This is a genomic window from Streptomyces sp. MBT53 (genome assembly GCF_016654115.1).
Classification (GTDB): domain Bacteria; phylum Actinomycetota; class Actinomycetes; order Streptomycetales; family Streptomycetaceae; genus Streptomyces.
Window position 1 is genome coordinate 167,275 of sequence record NZ_JAEQAZ010000015.1, and the last position, 17,812, is coordinate 185,086.

Below are 17,812 nucleotides of genomic sequence, written 5' to 3' on the forward strand. Positions count from 1 at the left end.
TGGATGACGGTTGTTCTCAAGCCACAGAGTGTCATGCGTCAGGCCACTACCACCACCAGGGGGCACCCCTTGTCCACGCGGAACCGTCTCGCCCGACGGTTGGTCCAGCTCTACGTCGGACTCGCGCTCTACGGCGCCAGCTCGGCGCTCCTCGTGGTCTCCGGCCTGGGCCTGGAGCCCTGGAACGTGCTGCACCAGGGCCTCGCCGAACTCACCGGCCTGACGATCGGTGTCGTCTCGATCATCGTGGGCGCGGCGGTGCTGCTCCTGTGGATCCCGCTGCGCCAGCGCCCCGGCCTCGGCACCGTCTCCAACGTGTTCGTGGTCGGCCTGGCCATGGACGGCACCCTCGCGCTGGTGCCGGACGCGCACGGCCTGGCCGTACGGATTCCGCTGCTGATCGCCGGCATCGTGCTCAACGGGGTCGCCACCGGCCTCTACATCTCCGCGAGCTTCGGACCGGGCCCGCGCGACGGCCTGATGACGGGACTGCACAAGCTCACCGGCCGCTCCATCCGGCTGATCCGCACGGGTATCGAGGTCGCCGTCGTGGCCACCGGCTTCGCGCTCGGCGGCACGGTGGGCGTCGGCACCCTGCTCTACGCCCTGGCGATCGGCCCGCTCGCCCAGCTCTTCCTTCGCGTCTTCGCCGCCCCCTCGGCATCCGGCGGCAGCACGGTCGTAGCCACCGGGTCACCGGAACGGGCGATACTGCCCGGGTGACCACGCTCATACGTCATCCGTACCTCGACCATCCCGGCCCCATCCCCTTCGCCCACCGGGGCGGCGCGGCGGACGGCCTGGAGAACACCGTGTTCCAGTTCCGGCGCGCGGTCGAGCTGGGCTACCGGTACATCGAGACCGACGTGCACGCCACCGCGGACGGGAAGCTCGTCGCCTTCCACGACGAGACCCTCGACCGGGTGACCGACGGCGCGGGCCGGATCGCGGACCTGTTCTGGTCCGACGTGAGCCACGCGCGCGTGGCGGGCAAGGAACCGGTGCCCCTCTTCGAGGAGCTGCTGGAGACCTTCCCCGAGGTGCGCTGGAACGTCGACATCAAGGCGGAGCCCGCGCTCCACCCTCTCCTGGACCTGCTGGAGCGCACCGACTCCTGGAACCGCGTCTGTGTCGGCTCCTTCTCCGAGAAGCGCGTGGTCCGCGCCCAGCACCTGGCCGGGCCGCGCCTGGCCACGTCGTTCGGCACGCGCGGGGTACTGAATCTGCGGCTGCGCTCGTGGGGCGCGCCCCTCCCGGTACGCCGCTCGGCGATCGCCGCACAGGTGCCCGAGGAGCAGTCGGGCGTCCCTGTCGTTGACCGCCGCTTCGTGAGCGCCGCCCACGCGCGCGGGGTGCAGGTCCACGTGTGGACCATCAACGAGGCCGATCGCATGCACCGGCTCCTGGACCTGGGAGTCGATGGCATCATGACCGATCACATCGACACACTGCGCGAGGTCATGGTGGAGCGGGGCGTCTGGGCCTAAGCCCCCCCGGGGCGACGCGTTCACGGGGAAGCGAGGGCACGGGTGGGTACCGACACCCTGCGGTCACCGGAGGCCGACGAGGCCGCCGAGCGGCGGCGCGAACAGCGCGGCTGGTACTTCTACGACTGGGCCTGCTCCGTCTACTCGACAAGCGTGCTCACCGTGTTCCTGGGCCCCTATCTGACCTCGGTCGCGAAGTCGGCGGCGGACCCGGACGGGTTCGTGCATCCCCTGGGGATACCGGTCCGCGCGGGCTCCTTCTTCGCCTACACCGTCTCCGCGTCCGTGATCGTGTCGATCCTCGTCATGCCCCTGGCGGGCGCGGCGGCGGACCGTACGGGCCGCAAGAAGCCCATCCTGGCGCTGGCCGCCTATGTGGGCGCGACCGCCACCACGGGCCTCTTCTTCCTGGACGGCGACCGCTATCTCCTGGGCGGCTTCCTGCTGATCGTCGCCAACTCCTCCGTGGCCGTCTCGATGGTCGTGTACAACTCCTACCTCCCGCAGATCGCCCCGCCCGAGGAACGCGACGCGGTCTCCTCCCGCGGCTGGGCCTTCGGCTACGCGGCCGGCTCCCTGGTCCTCGTCGCCAACCTGGTCCTGTTCACCGCCCACGACTCCTTCGGCCTGTCCGAGTCGATGGCCGTCCGCATCTGTCTCGCCTCGGCCGGTATCTGGTGGGGCGCCTTCACCCTCGTACCGCTGAAACGACTGCGCGACCGCGGCCGTACGACCTCCGAGGCGCCCACGGCGCAGGGCTGGCGGCAGCTGGCGGCGACCGTCCGGGACATGCGCGGCAAACCGCTCACCCTGTCCTTCCTGTTCGCCTACCTGATCTACAACGACGGCATCCAGACCGTGATCTCCCAGGCGTCCGTCTACGGCTCCGAGGAGCTGGGCCTGAGCCAGTCGACGCTCATCACGGCCGTGCTGATGGTCCAGGTGCTGGCGGTGGCGGGCGCGCTCGGGATGGGGCGACTCGCCCGGACCTACGGGGCCAAGCGGACGATTCTCGGCTCGCTGGTGGCGTGGACGGCGACGCTGGCCGCCGGGTACTTCCTGCCCGCCGGCGCGCCCGTCTGGTTCTTCGTGCTGGCCGCCGGGATCGGCCTGGTCCTGGGCGGCAGCCAGGCGCTGTCCCGGTCCCTGTTCTCGCATCTGGTGCCGCCCGGCAAGGAAGCCGAGTACTTCTCGGCGTACGAGATGAGCGATCGGGGCATGAGCTGGCTGGGCCCACTTCTGTTCGGGGTGACGTACCAGCTGACCGGAAGTTATCGGGACGCGATCATCTCCCTGGTGGCCTTCTTCATCGCGGGATTCGTGCTGCTCGCACGGGTTCCGGTGGCACGGGCGATCGGCGACGCGGGGAATCCTCTTCCCGAGAGGATTTAGCGCTGGAAGCGAAAGGGCGGTAGTGTACGCGTTTGGCCTGCCTGGCGTACCGTTACTGCGCGTCAAAGATGACGAATCGCTAGGTGACATCTGCTAGTAGATGTGACAAACCGGGCGCTGGTGGGTACAACAAGGGGCGGCTACGACGGCGACGCATGACCCCGTACGGGAATCTTTACCGCCGACCGGACGTTGACCGGATGACGACGACAGCGACACCTGTCCTGTGGGCGACAAGCCCGGGAGGCACGATTCATGAGTGAGCGAGCTCTTCGCGGCACGCGCCTCGTGGTGACCAGCTACGAGACGGACCGCGGTATCGACCTGGCACCACGCCAGGCCGTGGAGTACGCATGCGAGAAGGGACATCGCTTTGAGATGCCCTTCTCGGTCGAGGCGGAGATTCCGCCGGAGTGGGAGTGCAAGGTCTGCGGGGCCCAGGCACTCCTGGTCGACGGCGACGGCCCTGAGGAAAAGAAGGCCAAGCCCGCGCGTACCCACTGGGACATGCTGATGGAGCGGCGCACCCGCGAGGAACTCGAAGAGGTCCTCGAGGAGCGTCTTGCCGTTCTCCGTTCCGGCGCGATGAATATCGCGGTTCACCCGAGGGACAGCCGCAAGTCGGCCTAGTCCCGGAGGTGCGGAGCGGTTCTACCGCACACGCAAGTGGCACAAGCAAGTAAGCGCGGGCGCCGTACGAACCTGTACGGCGCCCGCGCTTTTGCCTGCCCGGATGTCAGCCGGTGAGCGGCGGACGCGGGCCCTGCGGGGCGTCGCCGCCCGGCTCGTCGCGGACGATGACCTCGCCCTGGACGACCTTGCCGTCCGGGCGGTGCATCCGGGCCTGCTGGAAGGCGTCCCCCAGGGTGCCCGGGGCGGCCTTGCGCAGCTTCCGCTCGACGGTGCGCTCCGCGTAGCGCCCCAGCGCCTGCTGGACCGGCGGGATCAGCAGGAGCAGCCCTGCCGCGTCCGAGATCAGACCCGGGATCATCAGCAGCAGGCCGCCCAGCATCATCAGGCCGCTGCCACCACCGCTGGCCGGGGCGGTGCCCTGCTGCACGGCCTGGCTCAGGTTCTGGAAGGCCCGCCGGCCCGCCCGCTTGATCACCACCGCGCCGAGCACGAACCCGGCGAGCAGCAGCAGGAAGACCGTGAGACCGCTCGACGCACCCGCCACCACGGTCAGCAGCCAGATCTCCAGCACCAGCCACGCGACGATGCCCAGCGGCAGGAACCTACGCAGCCGGGAACGCGGAGGTCGGGCGGCGGAGGAAGGGGTGGATGCGCCAGTCGTCATACGTCCAGTGTGCCTGGGCCCGGCTCAGTGCGGGATAAGGGGACGATCAACGAGGCCTGTGGGGTTGCCGGGCTACGGCTGTGAGGGCTTTCTCCCGGAGGTGCCCCGGCCGCGGAGCTTGCCGACCCGCTCCCCCACGCCCCACGTGGTGACCCGCCACAGGGCCTCGACGAGGATGTCGCGGCTCATCTTGGAGTCGCCGTGTTCGCGCTCCACGAAGGTGATGGGGACCTCGACGACGTGGTAGCCGGCCTTGACGGCGCGGCGGGCCAGGTCGACCTGGAAGCAGTAGCCCTGGGAGGCCACGTCGTCCAGGCCGAGGCCTTCGAGGGTCTCCTTGCGGAAGGCGCGGTAGCCGCCCGTGATGTCGCGCAGCGGCAGGTCGAGCGCCACGCGCGAGTAGAGGCTGCCGCCGCGGGAGATGAACTCGCGGGACTTGGGCCAGTTCACCACCCGGCCGCCGGGCACCCAGCGGGAGCCGAGCACCAGGTCCGCGCCCTTGAGCGCGGTGAGCAGCCGGGGCAGCTCCTCGGGCCGGTGGGAGCCGTCGGCGTCCATCTCGACGAGGACGCCGTAGCCGTTGTCGATGCCCCAGCGGAAGCCCGCGAGGTAGGCGGCGCCGAGGCCCTCCTTGCCCTTGCGGTGCAGCACCTGGACCTGTTCGTCCTCGGCCGCCAGCTCGTCGGCCAGCTTGCCCGTGCCGTCGGGGCTGTTGTCGTCGGCCACGAGGACATGAGCCTCGGGGACCGACTGCCGCACCCGCCCGACGATGGCCTTGATGTTCTCCGCCTCGTTGTAGGTCGGAATGATCACCAAGGCCGTGCCGAGCGGGCCGAACTTCCGCCCCTGGGCCTGTGCCGCGAGGGCTCCGTCGCCGTCGTTCACTGCTGCCCCTTCATGTCCGTACGCAGGCGTCCACCATAGTGGCCGCCGCCTGGGATGACGTGCCACGTCGTTCGTACGGTGGTGTCGATTCGACAAGAACGGGGTAAGACTGTGCCTTTTGGGCACTGGTGTGCTGCGGATGGGGGCCCGGCGCCCTTCGGGCCGACCTGGGACCCGCCGGCTGCGGGTCGACCAAAGCCGTTGTCTACTGAACGTCCGGGCCCCACCCGGGTCACACCAGCCGACCGGCCGGAACGTTCCCTCGCCGTGGCGCGGGCGCTGAGCCTGGCTCCCAGTGGCGGTGCCCCGGTGCGGCACACCGTCCCTGACCCAGCGGCGCTTCGGCGATTGTTCGGAGGTTCCCCGGTCGGGCGTCCGGTGGTGGACTCGGACGAACCTACCGGCCCCCTGCGCCCGCCTGTCAACAGCCGTCTGATCTGCGCTTTCTCCCTCAAATGGCTGGTCAGGGCAGAGGATGCGCAGGTCGCGCGACAGGGCGGCGGGCGTGGATCGGGGGCGCGCCACCCCGGGAGATCACTCGCCCGGCCGTACGAACACCGTCCGTCCGCCCACGACGGTGCGCAGGCAGACGGGAAGCTCGCCGCCCGGTGTCAGGTCGGGCAGTCCGGGTGTGCCGGAGCGCGGGTCGGTCGACCAGCGCGCGACCCGGTCGTCGGGCGCCTGCACGACCAGGGCGTCGGTCCGCCAGACGGCGTAGTCGGCGGGCGCGCCGGGGACCAGAACACCCGCGTCGTCCCGTCCTACGGCCCGCCAGCCGCCCCGCGTATGTGCGGTGAACGCGGCCCGCGCGGAGACGCGGTGTTCAGCCGTCCGGTGGAACGCGGCGGCACGGACCGTCCCCCAGGGGTCGATCGGGGTGACCGGGCTGTCGGAGCCGAAGGCGAGCGGGACACCGGCCCGCAGCAGGGCCGCGAAGGGGTTCAGGGCGCGGGCCCGCTCGGTGCCCAGGCGTTGGGCGTACATGCCCTCCTGGCCGCCCCACAGCGCGTCGAAGGCGGGTTGCACGGAGGCGGTCAGGCCCAGTTCGGCGAAGGCCGCGATGGTCTCCGGGGTGAGCAGCTCGGCGTGTTCGACGCGGTGCCGGGCGGCGCGGACGCGGGCCAGGCCGGCCTTCTCGGCGGCTGCGCGGACGCCCTCGACCACGGCGGTCACGGCGGCGTCCCCGATGGCGTGGAAGCCCGCCTGGAGGCCCGCCTCGGTGCAGGCCACGACATGGGCGGCGACGGCGTCCGCGTCGAGGTAGGCGATCCCGGTGTGCCCGGCGTCGGCGTACGGCTGGTGCAGACAGGCGGTGTGCGAGCCGATGGAACCGTCGACGAAGAGATCCCCGGCCGCCCCTACGGCGCCCAGTTCCCGCGCCTTGGCCACGTCCTGCTCGGCCCAGTAGCCGACGACCCGCGGCCCGGGTTCCTCGGCGGCGAGCCGCAGCAGGCCCGTGAAGTCGTCCTCGGAGGAGATGTCGGGTCCGGCGCACTCGTGGACCGAGCCGACGCCCAGGGAGGCCGCGTGGGCGAGGGCGGTGCGCTGGGCCTCGACGCGCTGCTCCGGGGTGATGGCGGCCAGCGCGGTGGCTCGTACGGCGTGATGGGCGTCGGCGGTCAGGGGGCCGTCCGGTGCCTCGAAGCCGGGGACGAGGTCGAGCAGGGCGGTGGTGACGACCGCTGAGTGGACGTCGATGCGGGAGAGGTAGAGCGGGCGTCCGCCGGTCGCCGTGTCGAGTTCGGCGCGGGTCGGCGGGCGGCCCCCGGGCCAGCGGGCGGCGTCCCAGCCGTGGCCGAGCAGGACGCGGTCGGCCGGGCGGGCGGCGGCGAAGTCCCGGACGAGGGACAGGGCCGTCTCCAGGGAGGGCGCGTCGGACAGGTCGAGGCCGGTGAGCGCGAGGCCGGTGGCGGTGGTGTGGACGTGTGCGTCGGTGAACGCCGGGGTGACAAGCGCGCCGTCCAGGTCGACGACCTCGTCGACACCGTCCGCGAACGCGTCGGCGGCGCCCTCGGAGCCGACCCAGGCGACCTGGCCGCGCTCCACGACCATCGCGGTCGCGAACGGGTCGGCGGGGCTGTGGACTTCGCCGCGGCGGAGCAGGACGGTGGCCGGTTCGGGGGTGCGCTCACTCATGGGGAACAGTCTCGCGCCTCGCCGGCGAGGCCTCGCACGCAGGTCGGTCAGATGCGCGGCGGGCGGGCCTCGTACGGCGTCGAGAGGACCACCGTGGTGCGGGTCGAGACGCCGGCCAGGCCGCGCAGCCGGGCGAGCAGTTCCTCCAGTTCGTGCGGGGTGGAGACCCGCACCTTGAGGATGTAGTTCTCGTCGCCCGCGACGCTGTGGCAGGCCTCGATCTCGGGGACGCCGGAGAGGCGGTCCGCGATGTCGTCGGGTGCGCTGGGGTCGAACGGTGTCACCGAGATGAAGGCGGTCATGGGCAGGCCCACCGCCTCCGGGTCGACGACCGCGGCGTACCCGCGGATGACGCCACGCTGTTCCAGCCGGCGCACCCGCTGGTGCACGGCCGACGTGGACAGGCCCGTGGCCTTGCCCAGGTCTGTGTAGCTCATCCGCCCGTCCTTGACGAGCAGCTGCACGATTTGTCGGTCCAGCTCCTCCATGGCGCAAGAACTTACATGGCCGCTGATCTCCTTCGATACCTCAGCAGCGCAGGTCATACCCGGTTCGTGATGTGGCGGAGTGCGGTCCGCGAGTCAGCTGGGGACAAATCCACCGCCCCGGGCATCTGCGGGCGGCATGTGACGAACGCCACAGCCCCCGAACGGTCTCCGTGATGTTCTCGTGATTACCGCGGAGACGGGACGGGAAGTGCTTGCTGTGGTCGAGGCCGCAGCGCCTTCACGGCCCAGCCCAGTAGGGGGAGAAACCCATGCAGAGTCTTCAGCGCCCTGGACGCACCGCGCCCAAGCGGCCGCAGCTCGTCGTCGAGTCCGAGCCGGAGGGCGTCGAATCCGACGGCTTCGAGGCCGACGAACTCGACGAGTACGACACCTTCGAGATGTACCGGGTGATCTGCCCGGACTGCGTGCAGCCCATCGCGCTCCTCGCGGACGAGGAGGTCCTGCCGGAGCACGCGCTGTGCGCCTCTCCGTGGAACCCGTTCGGGCTGACGGTCTGTGCCGGTACGGGTCGTGAGGCGGCCGACGCCCGCTCCGCCGACGAGACCATGGAGCTCCAGGAGCAGGACACCGCGCTGCTGTTGACGCTCCCTCAGGGGCTCGACTGGCGGACGCAGCCCTTCTCGCACGTCGGCGGCCCCAGCTCGCGTCCGATGCGGGTGCCCGACATGCGCCGCGCCGCCTGAGCGCTCTCGCTCAACCCCAGTAACTGCCCTGCACCATGGCCCGCAGGCTGCCGTGGTGCAGGATCAGTGTGTCCGGGTCCGCCGGGACGGCGCTCTCCCCGAAGTGCACCTGCCGGTAGGCGACGCGCAGCATCACGATCGCGTGCCGCAGGGCCGCGTACAGGGTGTAGAAGTCCATGTCGCGCGGGGTGTGGCCGGTGAGTTCGGCGTACCGGGCCTCCACCCGGTCCCGACGGAAGAACTCCGGCAGGCCCGGCTGGCCGAAGGCGGCCGTGAGGTCCTGGAAGAAGCGGTGCAGATAGACGGTCCAGCCGAGGTCCACCTCGCGCGGGGCCGGGGCCGCCATCTCCCAGTCGAGGACGGCGACGGGGTCGAACCCGTCGTAGACGACGTTCCCGATGCGTGCGTCGCCCCAGTTGAGGACCGTCCCGCCGGGGTCGGCCGGCCAGAGTTCGGTCAGTCGGTCGAAGGCGCTCTCGATGAGCGGTGAGCGGGCGAGTCCGTCAACCACCCATTCGTAGTAGGCGCGTTGCGACGCGACGTGCCGGCTCAGGGCGTCGCCCTCGCCAGCGAATGCGAGGAACTCGGCCTCGGGCGGCGGGACTTGGTCGTGCAGGCGGGCGATCAGTCCGACCGAGGCGGCCTCCAGGTGCTCCCGTTCCGCGTCGGTCGCCGCATGCAGCCAATTGCCCTCGTACGTATAGGGCATGACGTCCGGCGGTACGCGTCCCGCCACGCGTTCCATGACGAAGAACGGGGCGCCGAGCGGGCCCGGGTCCTCCTCCAGCCAGCGGACTTCCGGGACCGGAAGATCCGTGCGGTCGGCGACCAGGCGCATGGTGCGGAACTGGCGCGGCATGTCGTAGACCGGGAAGACGCTGTACGCCGCCGGGTCGGCCGCGAGTCTCAACGCGCAGGCACGCAGGGGTGGTTCGGGGTGTTCGATGTCGAAGAGCAGGGTCTCGCTGGACATGCCGTTCGACGCGGGGACCGTGATGTCGACGGCCTTGGCGCCGGGCAGGCGGGTGTCGAGCCAGGCGGTGAGGCGGTGGGCGAGCTCCTCGGGGTCGCGAGTGGTGGTGCGCGGGCGGGGTGCCGTGGCCATGTGTCAACTCCCCTACGGTGCAACCGAGTCGAAGCCGGTGAAGCCGCTCGGGTCGTGGCGGCCGAAGGAGCCGTGCTCGAAGATTCCGTGGCCCACGCGGCCGTCGAGGCGGAAGCGGGCCGCGTGGTCGGTGACTCCGTACGCGGCGAGCGGGGCAGGGCGGGTGAGGTCATAGGTGCGCGTGTCGGTCCAGTCCCGGCCGCGCCAGTTGCCGTGCTGCCAGTCGTCTGCGGGTGGATAGCCGGCGCCGACGGCCAGGGGCGAGGAGGTCAGGATCTCGACCTCCAGCTGCTGCGGTTTGCGGGTGTCCCCGAGGTGGATGAGAGCGCGCTCGGGGTGGCGGGTGCCGGAGCGGTAGGTGATCTCGGCCTGGGGCCAGCCGAGTTGGCGGTCGCGGTGGCCGGGGCGGACGACGGTCGCCTCGTTCAGGGTGCGGTGGCCGTCGGCGTCCTCCTGGAGGATCACCATGAGGAAGCGGTCCTCGAAGCGGACCGGGCACCAGATCCAGTGGAAGCCCTCGGTCGGGTGGTCCGCGGCGAGCCGGCCGCCCTCCTCGCCGGGGATGGGCCGCACGCCCCAACTGCGGTCGCGGGTACCGGTCCAGCCGTCGGCGGTGACCCGGAGCTCCTCGTCACCGGCGCGGATCACGCCCTCCACACCGCCCGCCTGGACGAAGCGGCGCCCTTCGAGGGTGAGCCGGTCGCCGCGGTACTGGACGTGGTGCGGTTCCCAGAGGGCCGGGAACTCTGCGGTCCAAGTGAGGTCGTACGACAGGGAGTTGTCCTCGCAGCGCAGGCGCAGTCGGCGCAGTGGCTCCTCGACCTCGATGCTCAGGGGGCCGACCGCGAGGTGCATGCGGTCGTCGCCGAGGGCGTCAGAGGCGCGGACGGCGTGCAGGGTGTCGCCGGTGCGGAGGGTGGCGTAGGCGTCGATCACGCCGACGTTGGGGTAGACGCCGAGGCCGAGGATGAGCAGGGCGCGGCCCTCGTGGTCGAGGACGTGGAAGATGCAGCGGTCGTAGGCGTTCCGGTCGCCGGTCGCGACGTGCTTCATCGACAGGGGGACCTGGTGCACGGGGTACTCGTCGAGGGGCACGGGACGGTCGTCTGCCACGGCTAACCTCCCCTGGGGACAGTGGAGGTGACGGTACGTCAGGTTGTGTGCGGTAGCCAGAGGCGAGCGCCGTACGCCGGTGAACTCACGCTCGAATACCCGCGCCGGTGACCTGTCAACGGGCCTTTACGTTGCCCCGGGTATGACCGCCACCTATGCGTCGGCCGAGCGCCGCCGCCGCATCTTCGTCCCCGCGCCCGCCCAGTCGGCGCCGCCGCCGCAGGACCCGCCCATCTACCGTGATCTCATGCGGACCTGGGCCGACCGGGGCCGCACCCTGCCGGGGCGGCACGACCCGGAGTGGGTGCGGCTGGCGGAACCGCCGGTCGGGCTCAGCCAGTTCGGTGGGCTTCAGGACCCGCCAGATGGCGGGCGATGACCATGCGCTGGATCTGGTTGGTGCCCTCGACGATCTGCAGGACCTTGGCCTCGCGCATGTAGCGTTCGACCGGGAAGTCCGCGGTGTAGCCGTATCCGCCGAGCACCTGGACGGCGTCGACGGTGGCCTTCATCGCGGTGTCGGTGCAGTGCAGCTTGGCCATGGCGGCCTGTTTGGCGAAGGGCCGGCCCGCGTCGCGCAGCCGGGCCGCCGCGAGGTAGAGCGCCCGGCCCGCCTCGATCTGGGTGGCCATGTCGGCGAGCATGAAGCGCAGCCCCTGGAAGTCGGAGATCGGCCGCCCGAACTGCTGCCGTCCGGTCGCGTACGCCACTGCCTCGTCCAGCGCCGACTGCGCCAGGCCGATCGCGCAGGCCGCGATGCCGAGCCGTCCGGAGTCCAGCGCGGACAGGGCGATCGCGAAGCCCTGGCCCTCCTCGCCGAGGCGCCGCTCGTCGGAGACCCGGACGCCGTCGAAGTGGACCTGGGCGGTGGGCGAGCCCTTCATGCCCATCTTCTTCTCCGGCACCGCGCCGCTCAGGCCGGGCGCGTCACCGGGCACCAGGAAGGCGCTGATCCCGCGCGGGCCGTCCTCGCCGGTGCGGGCCATGACCGTGTAGAAGTCGGCAATGCCGCCGTGGGTGATCCAGGCCTTGGTGCCGTCGATCACCCAGTCGTCCCCCTCCCTGACCGCCTTCGTGCGCAGAGAGGCCGCGTCGGAGCCGGAGGACGGCTCGGAGAGGCAGTAGGCGCCCAGCAGTCCGCCGCCGAGCATCGCGGGCAGGTGCTCGACCTGCTGCTGCTTGGTGCCGTAGTTGGCCAGCGCGTGGCAGGACAGGGAGTGGACGCTGACGCCGAGGCCGACGGTGAGGCGGGCCGCCGCGAGTTCTTCGAGCACCTGGAGGTAGACCTCGTACGGCTGGTCGCCGCCGCCGTACTCGGAGTCGTAGGGCAGGCCGAGCAGTCCGGACTCGGAGAGCAGGGTGAAGACCTCGCGCGGGAAGTGTCCGGCGTCCTCTTCCTCGGCCGCCCTCGGGGCGATCTCACGCTGCGCGATGTCGCGGACCAGCGAGATCAGATCCCGGGCCTCGTCCGTGGGCAGTTGCCGGTCCACCGGCTGCGGGGCGCGGTCGGGCATGGCGACGCTCTCCTCCCTGTCGGGACATCGGCGGATGTACGCCTGGGGTCGAGGCGCCTTCGCCGGATGTCGCACGGGTACGGCCGCTGCTCCCGCTCCCGGGTCTCGGAAGCGGCTGACCAGCGACTCTGCGCTGTGAGTATGCCCGATCGGAGGTCTCTCGTCACCAGTTAACGACCGCTCACTTCGAGGATAACCCGGTCGTCCGGAACTGGTCGGGAGCGCCTGTTCAGCCGTCCCGGCGGGCGGGGGCCGGCGCCGGATACGTCGGGTCCAGTTCCTCGATGGCGCGCAGGGTGCCGCCGAGGGTCTTCACGAGGAGCTCGCGCATCGTCTCGCGGGACAGGTCGGGGCCGCTGATCCACTCCAGGGTCGCGCCCTCGACGCTGCACACCCAGCCGAACAGGCCCATGCGCGCGAGGCGGGAGATGTCGCTGCGGCCGTAGGCCCCGGCGGCGATGGTCTCGACGATGGCGGCGCGGACGCCGTCGCGGATGGCGTGCACCTCGGTGTCGAAGCCGACGCCGCCGCTGACGATGGTGCGGTAGGCGGCCTGGTTGTGCTCGGCCCAGCGGAGATAGCTGTCCATCGTGCGCTGTACGCGGTCGAGTTGGGGCAGTTCGAAGCCGCTCGCCGCGAAGGTCACCAGGTCGGCCACGGAGTCGTTGATGATCGCCAGGTAGTAGCCGCGCTTGGACTGGAAGTAGTAGTAGATCAGCCCTTTGGCGACATGCGCCTGCCGCGCGATGTCGTCCATGGACAGCGCGTCGTAGGACGTGTCGGCGAACAACTTCCGGCCAATGGCGATGAGTTCGGCGCGGCGCGCCAGGGATCGCTCGGTGCCGCGCGCCCGGAGACGTACGACGTCACGCTGCTGACTGATTTCCAATTTCGACTCTGGCTCTCCAACTGGGCTTGGTCAACCGCAGTATGGCAGGTCAAGTATGCGTCAGGTCACAGCAGGCCGATTTGAGTCACGAGCATCGCGATCACCACGACGAGGGTCCAGCCCATGACGTGTTCGACGATCTTCGGGCCGTCGCCCTTGGGGCCGCCGGTGCGGGTGCGGGCGCGCGCGGCGCCGGCCGAATGTGCGGTCATCGTGGCTCACAGAGGTCGGATGTGCGGTGGACTCCCCCGTTCTGTCCACCTTGCCATCCATATCGCCTTCCGCACCGGAGACCTTGGTCACAGCCCCGGGGTCAGCGCACGCCCACCGCCGCGAGTGCGGTGCGCTGGCGGGCGGTCGGCCGCGCCGGGAAGTAGAGGTAACAGACGCCTCCGGTACCGGAGGAGACGTTGCCGGAGGCGTTGTACCGCTTGGTGCGCAGCCAGATGTTCTCGAACTCGCGGCGCTGGTAGACGCGGCGGACGGCCGGATCGCTGGGCGAGTTGGGGTCGTTGGCGATCACGTCACCGGCGGCGGTGAAGCCGATCACGGTCATCAGATGGCCGGAGGTGCCGTACCCGGCGCCGGTCAGCTCGCCGCTGAGGAACGACTGTGACGTTATGGCCGGGATGCCCGCCGCGATCAGCGTCTCCAGGTCGGTGAGCGAGCCGAGCCGGGTGACCACGCCCTGGAGATCCTGGTACGTGGCCGCGTAGGCGGCGTTGAACGGCCAGTTGCCGCAGCCCTTGTACTGGTAGTCGTAGGTGAAGCGGGCCGCGTTGTCGACCTGCGGGTCGGCGTAGGACGGGTCGACCCAGGCCAACTGCTCCGGCGTGAGCCGGCCGCCCCAGTACTCGATGATCATCTGCGAGGAGGTGGGGCTGCACCAGGCCTCGCCGCCGTTGTCGTACTCGGGGTACTGGCCGATGTGGATCTCCTGCGAGTACCGCGGGACGATCAGCTCCTGAGCCAGTCCGGGCACGGAGGCCGGGACGGTGAAGCGGTCGGGGACGTCCGAGCCCATCGCGCCCAGCCGCCACACGACGGGGGTGAGCTTGGTGCCGGGCGTGCGGTAGAGGGTCAGGCGCAGCCGGTACGAGGCCAGGCGCAGGCCCGTGGTCGCGTCGTCGATCGCGAAGGTGTCCGTCCAGACCGCGGACTTGCCGTCCTTCTGATCGTCGACGGAGGTCCGCTTGATGTCCTGGTCACCGGCGGCCCAGCGGCCCATCACGTACCAGGGGGTGTCCGTGCCGTCGGAGTACGTGCCGCGCAGTTCGACCTGGATCCAGGTGCCGGCGGGGGTGTACGCGTTCCAGGAGGCGATGGCCTCCGTCGCGGGGACGGCGAGCTTGTGGACGGGGGACGTCCAGGTCCCGTACTCCCAGGCGGCCGTCCTGCCGGTGTGCGGGTCCGTGTAGTCGACGCTGCCGAGGGCGGCGCCGACGGCGAGGCCGGGGCGGGAGCCCGGGACGGCCCGGGTGCCCCGGGCGGTACCGCGGCACCAGTCGTCGTAGGTGGTCCACGCGTGGTAGTCGACCAGGGTCGGGGCCTGGTCCGCGTCGGCTGCGCCGGTGTCGGCGGCAGCGGGGCCGGCCCCGCTCACCACGGCGGCGGCGACCGCGGCGGCCAGGACGGCTCGGCGGGACGGCTGTTCGGCTCTGCTCATGGGTGGAAGACCCCCGGGTGCTCCGAGTCGGGACAGATCCAATGGACGGACGTGCGCCCACTATGGGCACACACGGCTCCCCGCTGCCAGCACTTCGAACCTCGCCACACTCACCAATATTGGTATCGACCACTGGTATGACCTGGGGCGGGAGCGACCGCTCCCTAGACTGTCCCGGTGACCTGCGGCATCACCCACGACTTCCCGGGACCCCTCATGCACGACCTCGCCCACCTGCTCCGCCGGCTGCCCCCGTCCTGCGGTCCGGTCCGGCTCGTCGGTGTCGACGGGCACGCGGGGTCCGGGAAGTCCACGTTCGCCGGGCGGCTGGCCGCCGCCCTGGGCGGGGCACCCGTGCTGCACCTGGACGACCTCGCCACCCACGACGAACTGTTCGGCTGGACCGACCGGCTGCTGAACCAGGTGATCACCCCGCTCGGCCGCGCCGAGAACGCCCACTACGCCCCCTACGACTGGCACACCCGACGCTTCGGACCGCCGCGCGCGCTGCCGTCCGCGCCCGTGGTCCTGATCGAGGGCGTCGGCGCCGGACGCCGGGCGGTACGGCCGTTCCTCGCGGGGCTGCTGTGGATGGAACTGCCCCGGGAGGAGTCCTGGGCACGGGGACGACTGCGGGACGGAAGTGAACAACGGGACTTCTGGGACGGGTGGGTCGAGGCGGAACGCGAACACTTCACCGAGGACCCTTCGCGGCCCTACGCGGACTTCCTGGTACGGCAGTTGCCGAAGGGGTACGAGGTGCTGGCGGGGCCCTACGGGACGATTGGACCGGACCACGAAATCACCCACGGTGACGGACCGCCCGCAGTGTGCTGAACTTGTGAAGACCGTCATGCTCGAACTTGCCTGAGTGCCTCAACTCGGCTTGACCCAGGGGCCGTACAGGTCTTACGTTCTGAATGTGCGGCCGTTCGGAGCCGCCCAGAGTCGCGAAGCCCCCGGTTGTTCCCCCGTGATCGGGGGCTTCGTTCTGCTCTCAGCGCCGTTTCCGGCCGCTACGACCCGTGATTCGCTCACCCTGGGTCACCATTCTGAGTGCGCCCCATCTGCTCCCACCTCGCCAAACGGCCTGTGCGGCACCCTTCGAAGCGCGACTGCCCCGCAGGTACGATGCCCAGGGTGCGACCAACGGACGGCTGCTTCGCGCACCACGGCAACTCCCGTCCGCGGCACAGCGGTTCGACCCAGACTGCCGACGGGCGCCGGCCCGGCGGCGAATCAACGGGGGCACGGTTTGTGGGGGGACGTGATGGACTTCGGCACGCAGGGCCCCGAGGCCCCGGCCGACCTCGCGTGGCTGCGAGGCGTGGACGCCTACACGATGGGCGCTTATCCGCAGGCGGAGGAGGAGTTCCGCACCGCGGTACGGATGGATCCCGGGATGGCCGACGGCTGGCTCGGACTGCACGCGCTGCGCGTCGACACGACCACCGCGCTGCTGCGGATGTACCGGCACCGGGAACGCTTCGGGGAACAGCGCACCAGACACCGCCGTACGCTCAACTCCTGGTACTGGCTGGGCTGGTGGGTCCAGCCCGTGCTGGAGAGCCCGCGCGATCTGCTGCTCGCGCACGCCTCGCACTGGCTGGACGGCCGCCATGTGCCCGAACTGGACCGCGCGTTGGCCGGACTGCCGCCCGTCGACACCGACCACCAGGTCCGCTTCCTGCACGCCTGCCGCGCCTATCTGGTCAAGGACTGGGAGCAGCTGGTCCGGCACACCGATCCGCTGCTGAACGACCAACTCCTGGGCATCGAGGCCGGGTTGTTCGGCGGGATGGCCCGGGTACGGCTCGAGATGTACGGCCAGGCCGAGCCGCTGCTGTCCTCGGCGCTGATGCGCTGTCGCAGCGAACAGCCGCAGCGCAAGGAGTTGCGGTACTGGCTGGCGCGGGCCCACGAGGGCACCGGCCGCAGTGCCGCCGCGCTCCCCCTGTACCGGGCGGTGCACCGCGTCGACCCCGCGTTCATGGACACCTCGGCGCGGCTCGCCGCGATCACCGACTCCGACGGGTACGACGGCTCCGAGGACGTGACCGACCTCGCGGCGATCACGCTCTCCGGCGGGCAGGACGCGCTGGAGGGGCCGGACGGGCTCGATCCGCTGTTCGGCGCGGAGGGGCGCGATCTGAAGCTGTCGGAGCCCGGTCTGCCGGGGACCGGTCCACTGTCCTCGGCGGCCGACTCGGTGCGCGAGAAGACCTCGGTGCCCGTTCCGCCGCTGCCCACCGGGCCCACCGACCCCGTCTTATTGGAGGAGGCGCTCAACGAGCTTGAGCGCATGGTGGGGTTGGAGCCGGTCAAGCGACAGGTCAAGGCGCTGTCCGCCCAGTTGAACATGGCCCGGCTGCGGGCCGGGCAGGGGCTGCCGGTCCAGCCGCCGAAACGGCACTTCGTCTTCTCCGGTCCCTCGGGCACCGGCAAGACCACCGTGGCCCGCATACTCGGCCGCGTCTTCTACGCCCTGGGGCTACTCGGCGGCGACCATCTCGTCGAGGCGCAGCGGGCCGATCTCGTCGGCGAGTACCTCGGTCAAACAGCCGTGAAGGCCAACGAGTTGATCGACTCCGCGATCGGTGGCGTCCTCTTCGTCGACGAGGCCTACTCACTCTCCAACTCCGGGTACGGCAAGGGCGACGCGTACGGCGACGAGGCCTTGCAGGTGCTGTTGAAGCGGGCCGAGGACAACCGGGACCACCTCGTGGTGATACTGGCCGGCTACCCGGAGGGCATGGACCGGCTGCTGGCCGCGAACCCCGGGCTGTCGTCCCGCTTCACGACTCGCGTCGACTTCCCCTCGTACCGGCCTCTTGAACTCACCTCCATCGGTGAGGTGTTGGCCGCGGAGAACGGGGACGTGTGGGACGAGGAGGCGTTGGACGAGCTGCGGTCCATCGCCGGGCATGTGGTGGATCAGGGGTGGATCGACGAGCTGGGGAACGGGCGGTTCCTGCGGACGCTGTACGAGAAGAGCTGCGCGTATCGGGATCTGCGGTTGTCGGTGTACCCCGGGATGTTGACTCGGGACGATCTGTCGACCTTGCGGTTGCCGGATCTGATGCAGGCGTATGGAGAGGTGTTGTCCGGGCGGGGGCCTGCCGGGGGTTGAGCGGTA

The 17,812-nt window shown here is 70.8% G+C and carries 18 protein-coding genes; 8 read left to right on the forward strand and 10 right to left on the reverse strand.

The genetic code is table 11. The annotated features are described in order from the left end of the window. Window positions 1–33 precede the first annotated feature (33 nt). From JHN45_RS08560 to JHN45_RS08575, 4 genes are all read left to right on the forward strand, one after another. Window positions 34–723: a YitT family protein gene (locus JHN45_RS08560; RefSeq protein WP_234467503.1), complete on the forward strand. Its 690-nt coding sequence runs from the start codon at window positions 34–36 to the stop codon at window positions 721–723. Further along, window positions 720–1,487, forward strand: a complete 768-nt coding sequence (locus JHN45_RS08565; protein WP_200708856.1) for a glycerophosphodiester phosphodiesterase — start codon at window positions 720–722, stop codon at window positions 1,485–1,487. Before JHN45_RS08560 ends, JHN45_RS08565 begins: the two co-directional genes overlap by 4 nt. Before the next feature lie 42 nt (window positions 1,488–1,529). Further along, window positions 1,530–2,879, forward strand: a complete 1,350-nt coding sequence (locus tag JHN45_RS08570; RefSeq protein ID WP_200708857.1) for an MFS transporter — start codon at window positions 1,530–1,532, stop codon at window positions 2,877–2,879. 255 nt (window positions 2,880–3,134) lie between these two features. Next, a complete protein-coding gene (locus tag JHN45_RS08575; protein WP_003977404.1) occupies window positions 3,135–3,509 on the forward strand; it encodes an RNA polymerase-binding protein RbpA in 375 nt (124 codons plus the stop codon). A gap of 106 nt (window positions 3,510–3,615) precedes the next feature. Here JHN45_RS08575 and fxsA read toward each other — a convergent pair whose 3' ends face one another. The 4 genes from fxsA to JHN45_RS08595 form a co-directional block, all read right to left on the reverse strand. After that, window positions 3,616–4,176, reverse strand: coding sequence for an FxsA family membrane protein (gene fxsA, locus JHN45_RS08580; protein WP_200708858.1), 561 nt, complete (start codon window positions 4,174–4,176; stop codon window positions 3,616–3,618). Between the two features lie 72 nt (window positions 4,177–4,248). Further along, entirely contained in the window at window positions 4,249–5,061 is an 813-nt protein-coding gene (locus JHN45_RS08585) for a polyprenol monophosphomannose synthase (protein WP_200708859.1), read from the reverse strand. Window positions 5,062–5,595: 534 nt separating this feature from the next. After that, window positions 5,596–7,197 (reverse strand): amidohydrolase, encoded by a 1,602-nt coding sequence (locus JHN45_RS08590; RefSeq protein ID WP_200708860.1) that lies wholly within the window; start codon window positions 7,195–7,197, stop codon window positions 5,596–5,598. A gap of 47 nt (window positions 7,198–7,244) precedes the next feature. Further along, window positions 7,245–7,685, reverse strand: coding sequence for an Lrp/AsnC family transcriptional regulator (locus tag JHN45_RS08595; protein ID WP_200708861.1), 441 nt, complete (start codon window positions 7,683–7,685; stop codon window positions 7,245–7,247). Window positions 7,686–7,954: 269 nt separating this feature from the next. Between JHN45_RS08595 and JHN45_RS08600 the strand changes: the two genes are divergently transcribed. After that, window positions 7,955–8,389 carry a hypothetical protein gene (locus tag JHN45_RS08600; protein WP_200708862.1) on the forward strand — a complete coding sequence of 145 codons (435 nt, stop codon included), beginning with the start codon at window positions 7,955–7,957 and terminating at the stop codon, window positions 8,387–8,389. A 10-nt stretch (window positions 8,390–8,399) separates the two neighbouring features. On the opposite strand, the gene JHN45_RS08605 is transcribed toward JHN45_RS08600, so the two are convergent. Beyond that, window positions 8,400–9,494, reverse strand: a complete 1,095-nt coding sequence (locus tag JHN45_RS08605; RefSeq protein ID WP_200708863.1) for a phosphotransferase family protein — start codon at window positions 9,492–9,494, stop codon at window positions 8,400–8,402. Window positions 9,495–9,506: 12 nt separating this feature from the next. Next, the gene (locus tag JHN45_RS08610; RefSeq protein WP_200708864.1) at window positions 9,507–10,607 is read right to left on the reverse strand and encodes a hypothetical protein; all 1,101 of its coding nucleotides are present in this window, start codon (window positions 10,605–10,607) and stop codon (window positions 9,507–9,509) included. A gap of 142 nt (window positions 10,608–10,749) precedes the next feature. On the opposite strand from JHN45_RS08610, the gene JHN45_RS08615 reads away from it, so the two are divergent. Next, on the forward strand, window positions 10,750–10,986 hold the full coding sequence (locus JHN45_RS08615; protein ID WP_200708865.1) for a hypothetical protein: 237 nt from the start codon (window positions 10,750–10,752) through the stop codon (window positions 10,984–10,986). Here the strand turns inward: JHN45_RS08615 and JHN45_RS08620 are convergent. The 4 genes from JHN45_RS08620 to JHN45_RS08635 all read right to left on the reverse strand — a co-directional run bounded on the left by JHN45_RS08620 (window position 10,940) and on the right by JHN45_RS08635 (window position 14,676). Continuing rightward, entirely contained in the window at window positions 10,940–12,121 is a 1,182-nt protein-coding gene (locus tag JHN45_RS08620) for an acyl-CoA dehydrogenase family protein (RefSeq protein WP_200708866.1), read from the reverse strand. The two genes, JHN45_RS08615 and JHN45_RS08620, sit on opposite strands and share 47 nt — an antisense overlap. 229 nt (window positions 12,122–12,350) lie before the next feature. Then, complete coding sequence (locus JHN45_RS08625; protein WP_201048579.1) at window positions 12,351–13,010, reverse strand: TetR/AcrR family transcriptional regulator; 660 nt, start codon at window positions 13,008–13,010, stop codon at window positions 12,351–12,353. 65 nt (window positions 13,011–13,075) lie between these two features. Further along, a complete protein-coding gene (locus JHN45_RS08630) occupies window positions 13,076–13,222 on the reverse strand; it encodes an SCO1431 family membrane protein (RefSeq protein WP_200708868.1) in 147 nt (48 codons plus the stop codon). Window positions 13,223–13,323: 101 nt separating this feature from the next. Beyond that, window positions 13,324–14,676: a peptidase C39 family protein gene (locus JHN45_RS08635; RefSeq protein ID WP_201048580.1), complete on the reverse strand. Its 1,353-nt coding sequence runs from the start codon at window positions 14,674–14,676 to the stop codon at window positions 13,324–13,326. 216 nt (window positions 14,677–14,892) lie between these two features. Here JHN45_RS08635 and JHN45_RS08640 point away from each other — a divergent pair, with 216 nt between their 5' ends. Together JHN45_RS08640 and JHN45_RS08645 are read left to right on the forward strand one after the other, a co-directional pair. After that, window positions 14,893–15,513 carry a uridine kinase gene (locus JHN45_RS08640; RefSeq protein ID WP_201048592.1) on the forward strand — a complete coding sequence of 207 codons (621 nt, stop codon included), beginning with the start codon at window positions 14,893–14,895 and terminating at the stop codon, window positions 15,511–15,513. Between the two features lie 433 nt (window positions 15,514–15,946). Next, window positions 15,947–17,806 (forward strand): AAA family ATPase, encoded by a 1,860-nt coding sequence (locus tag JHN45_RS08645; RefSeq protein ID WP_200708870.1) that lies wholly within the window; start codon window positions 15,947–15,949, stop codon window positions 17,804–17,806. Window positions 17,807–17,812 lie beyond the last annotated feature (6 nt).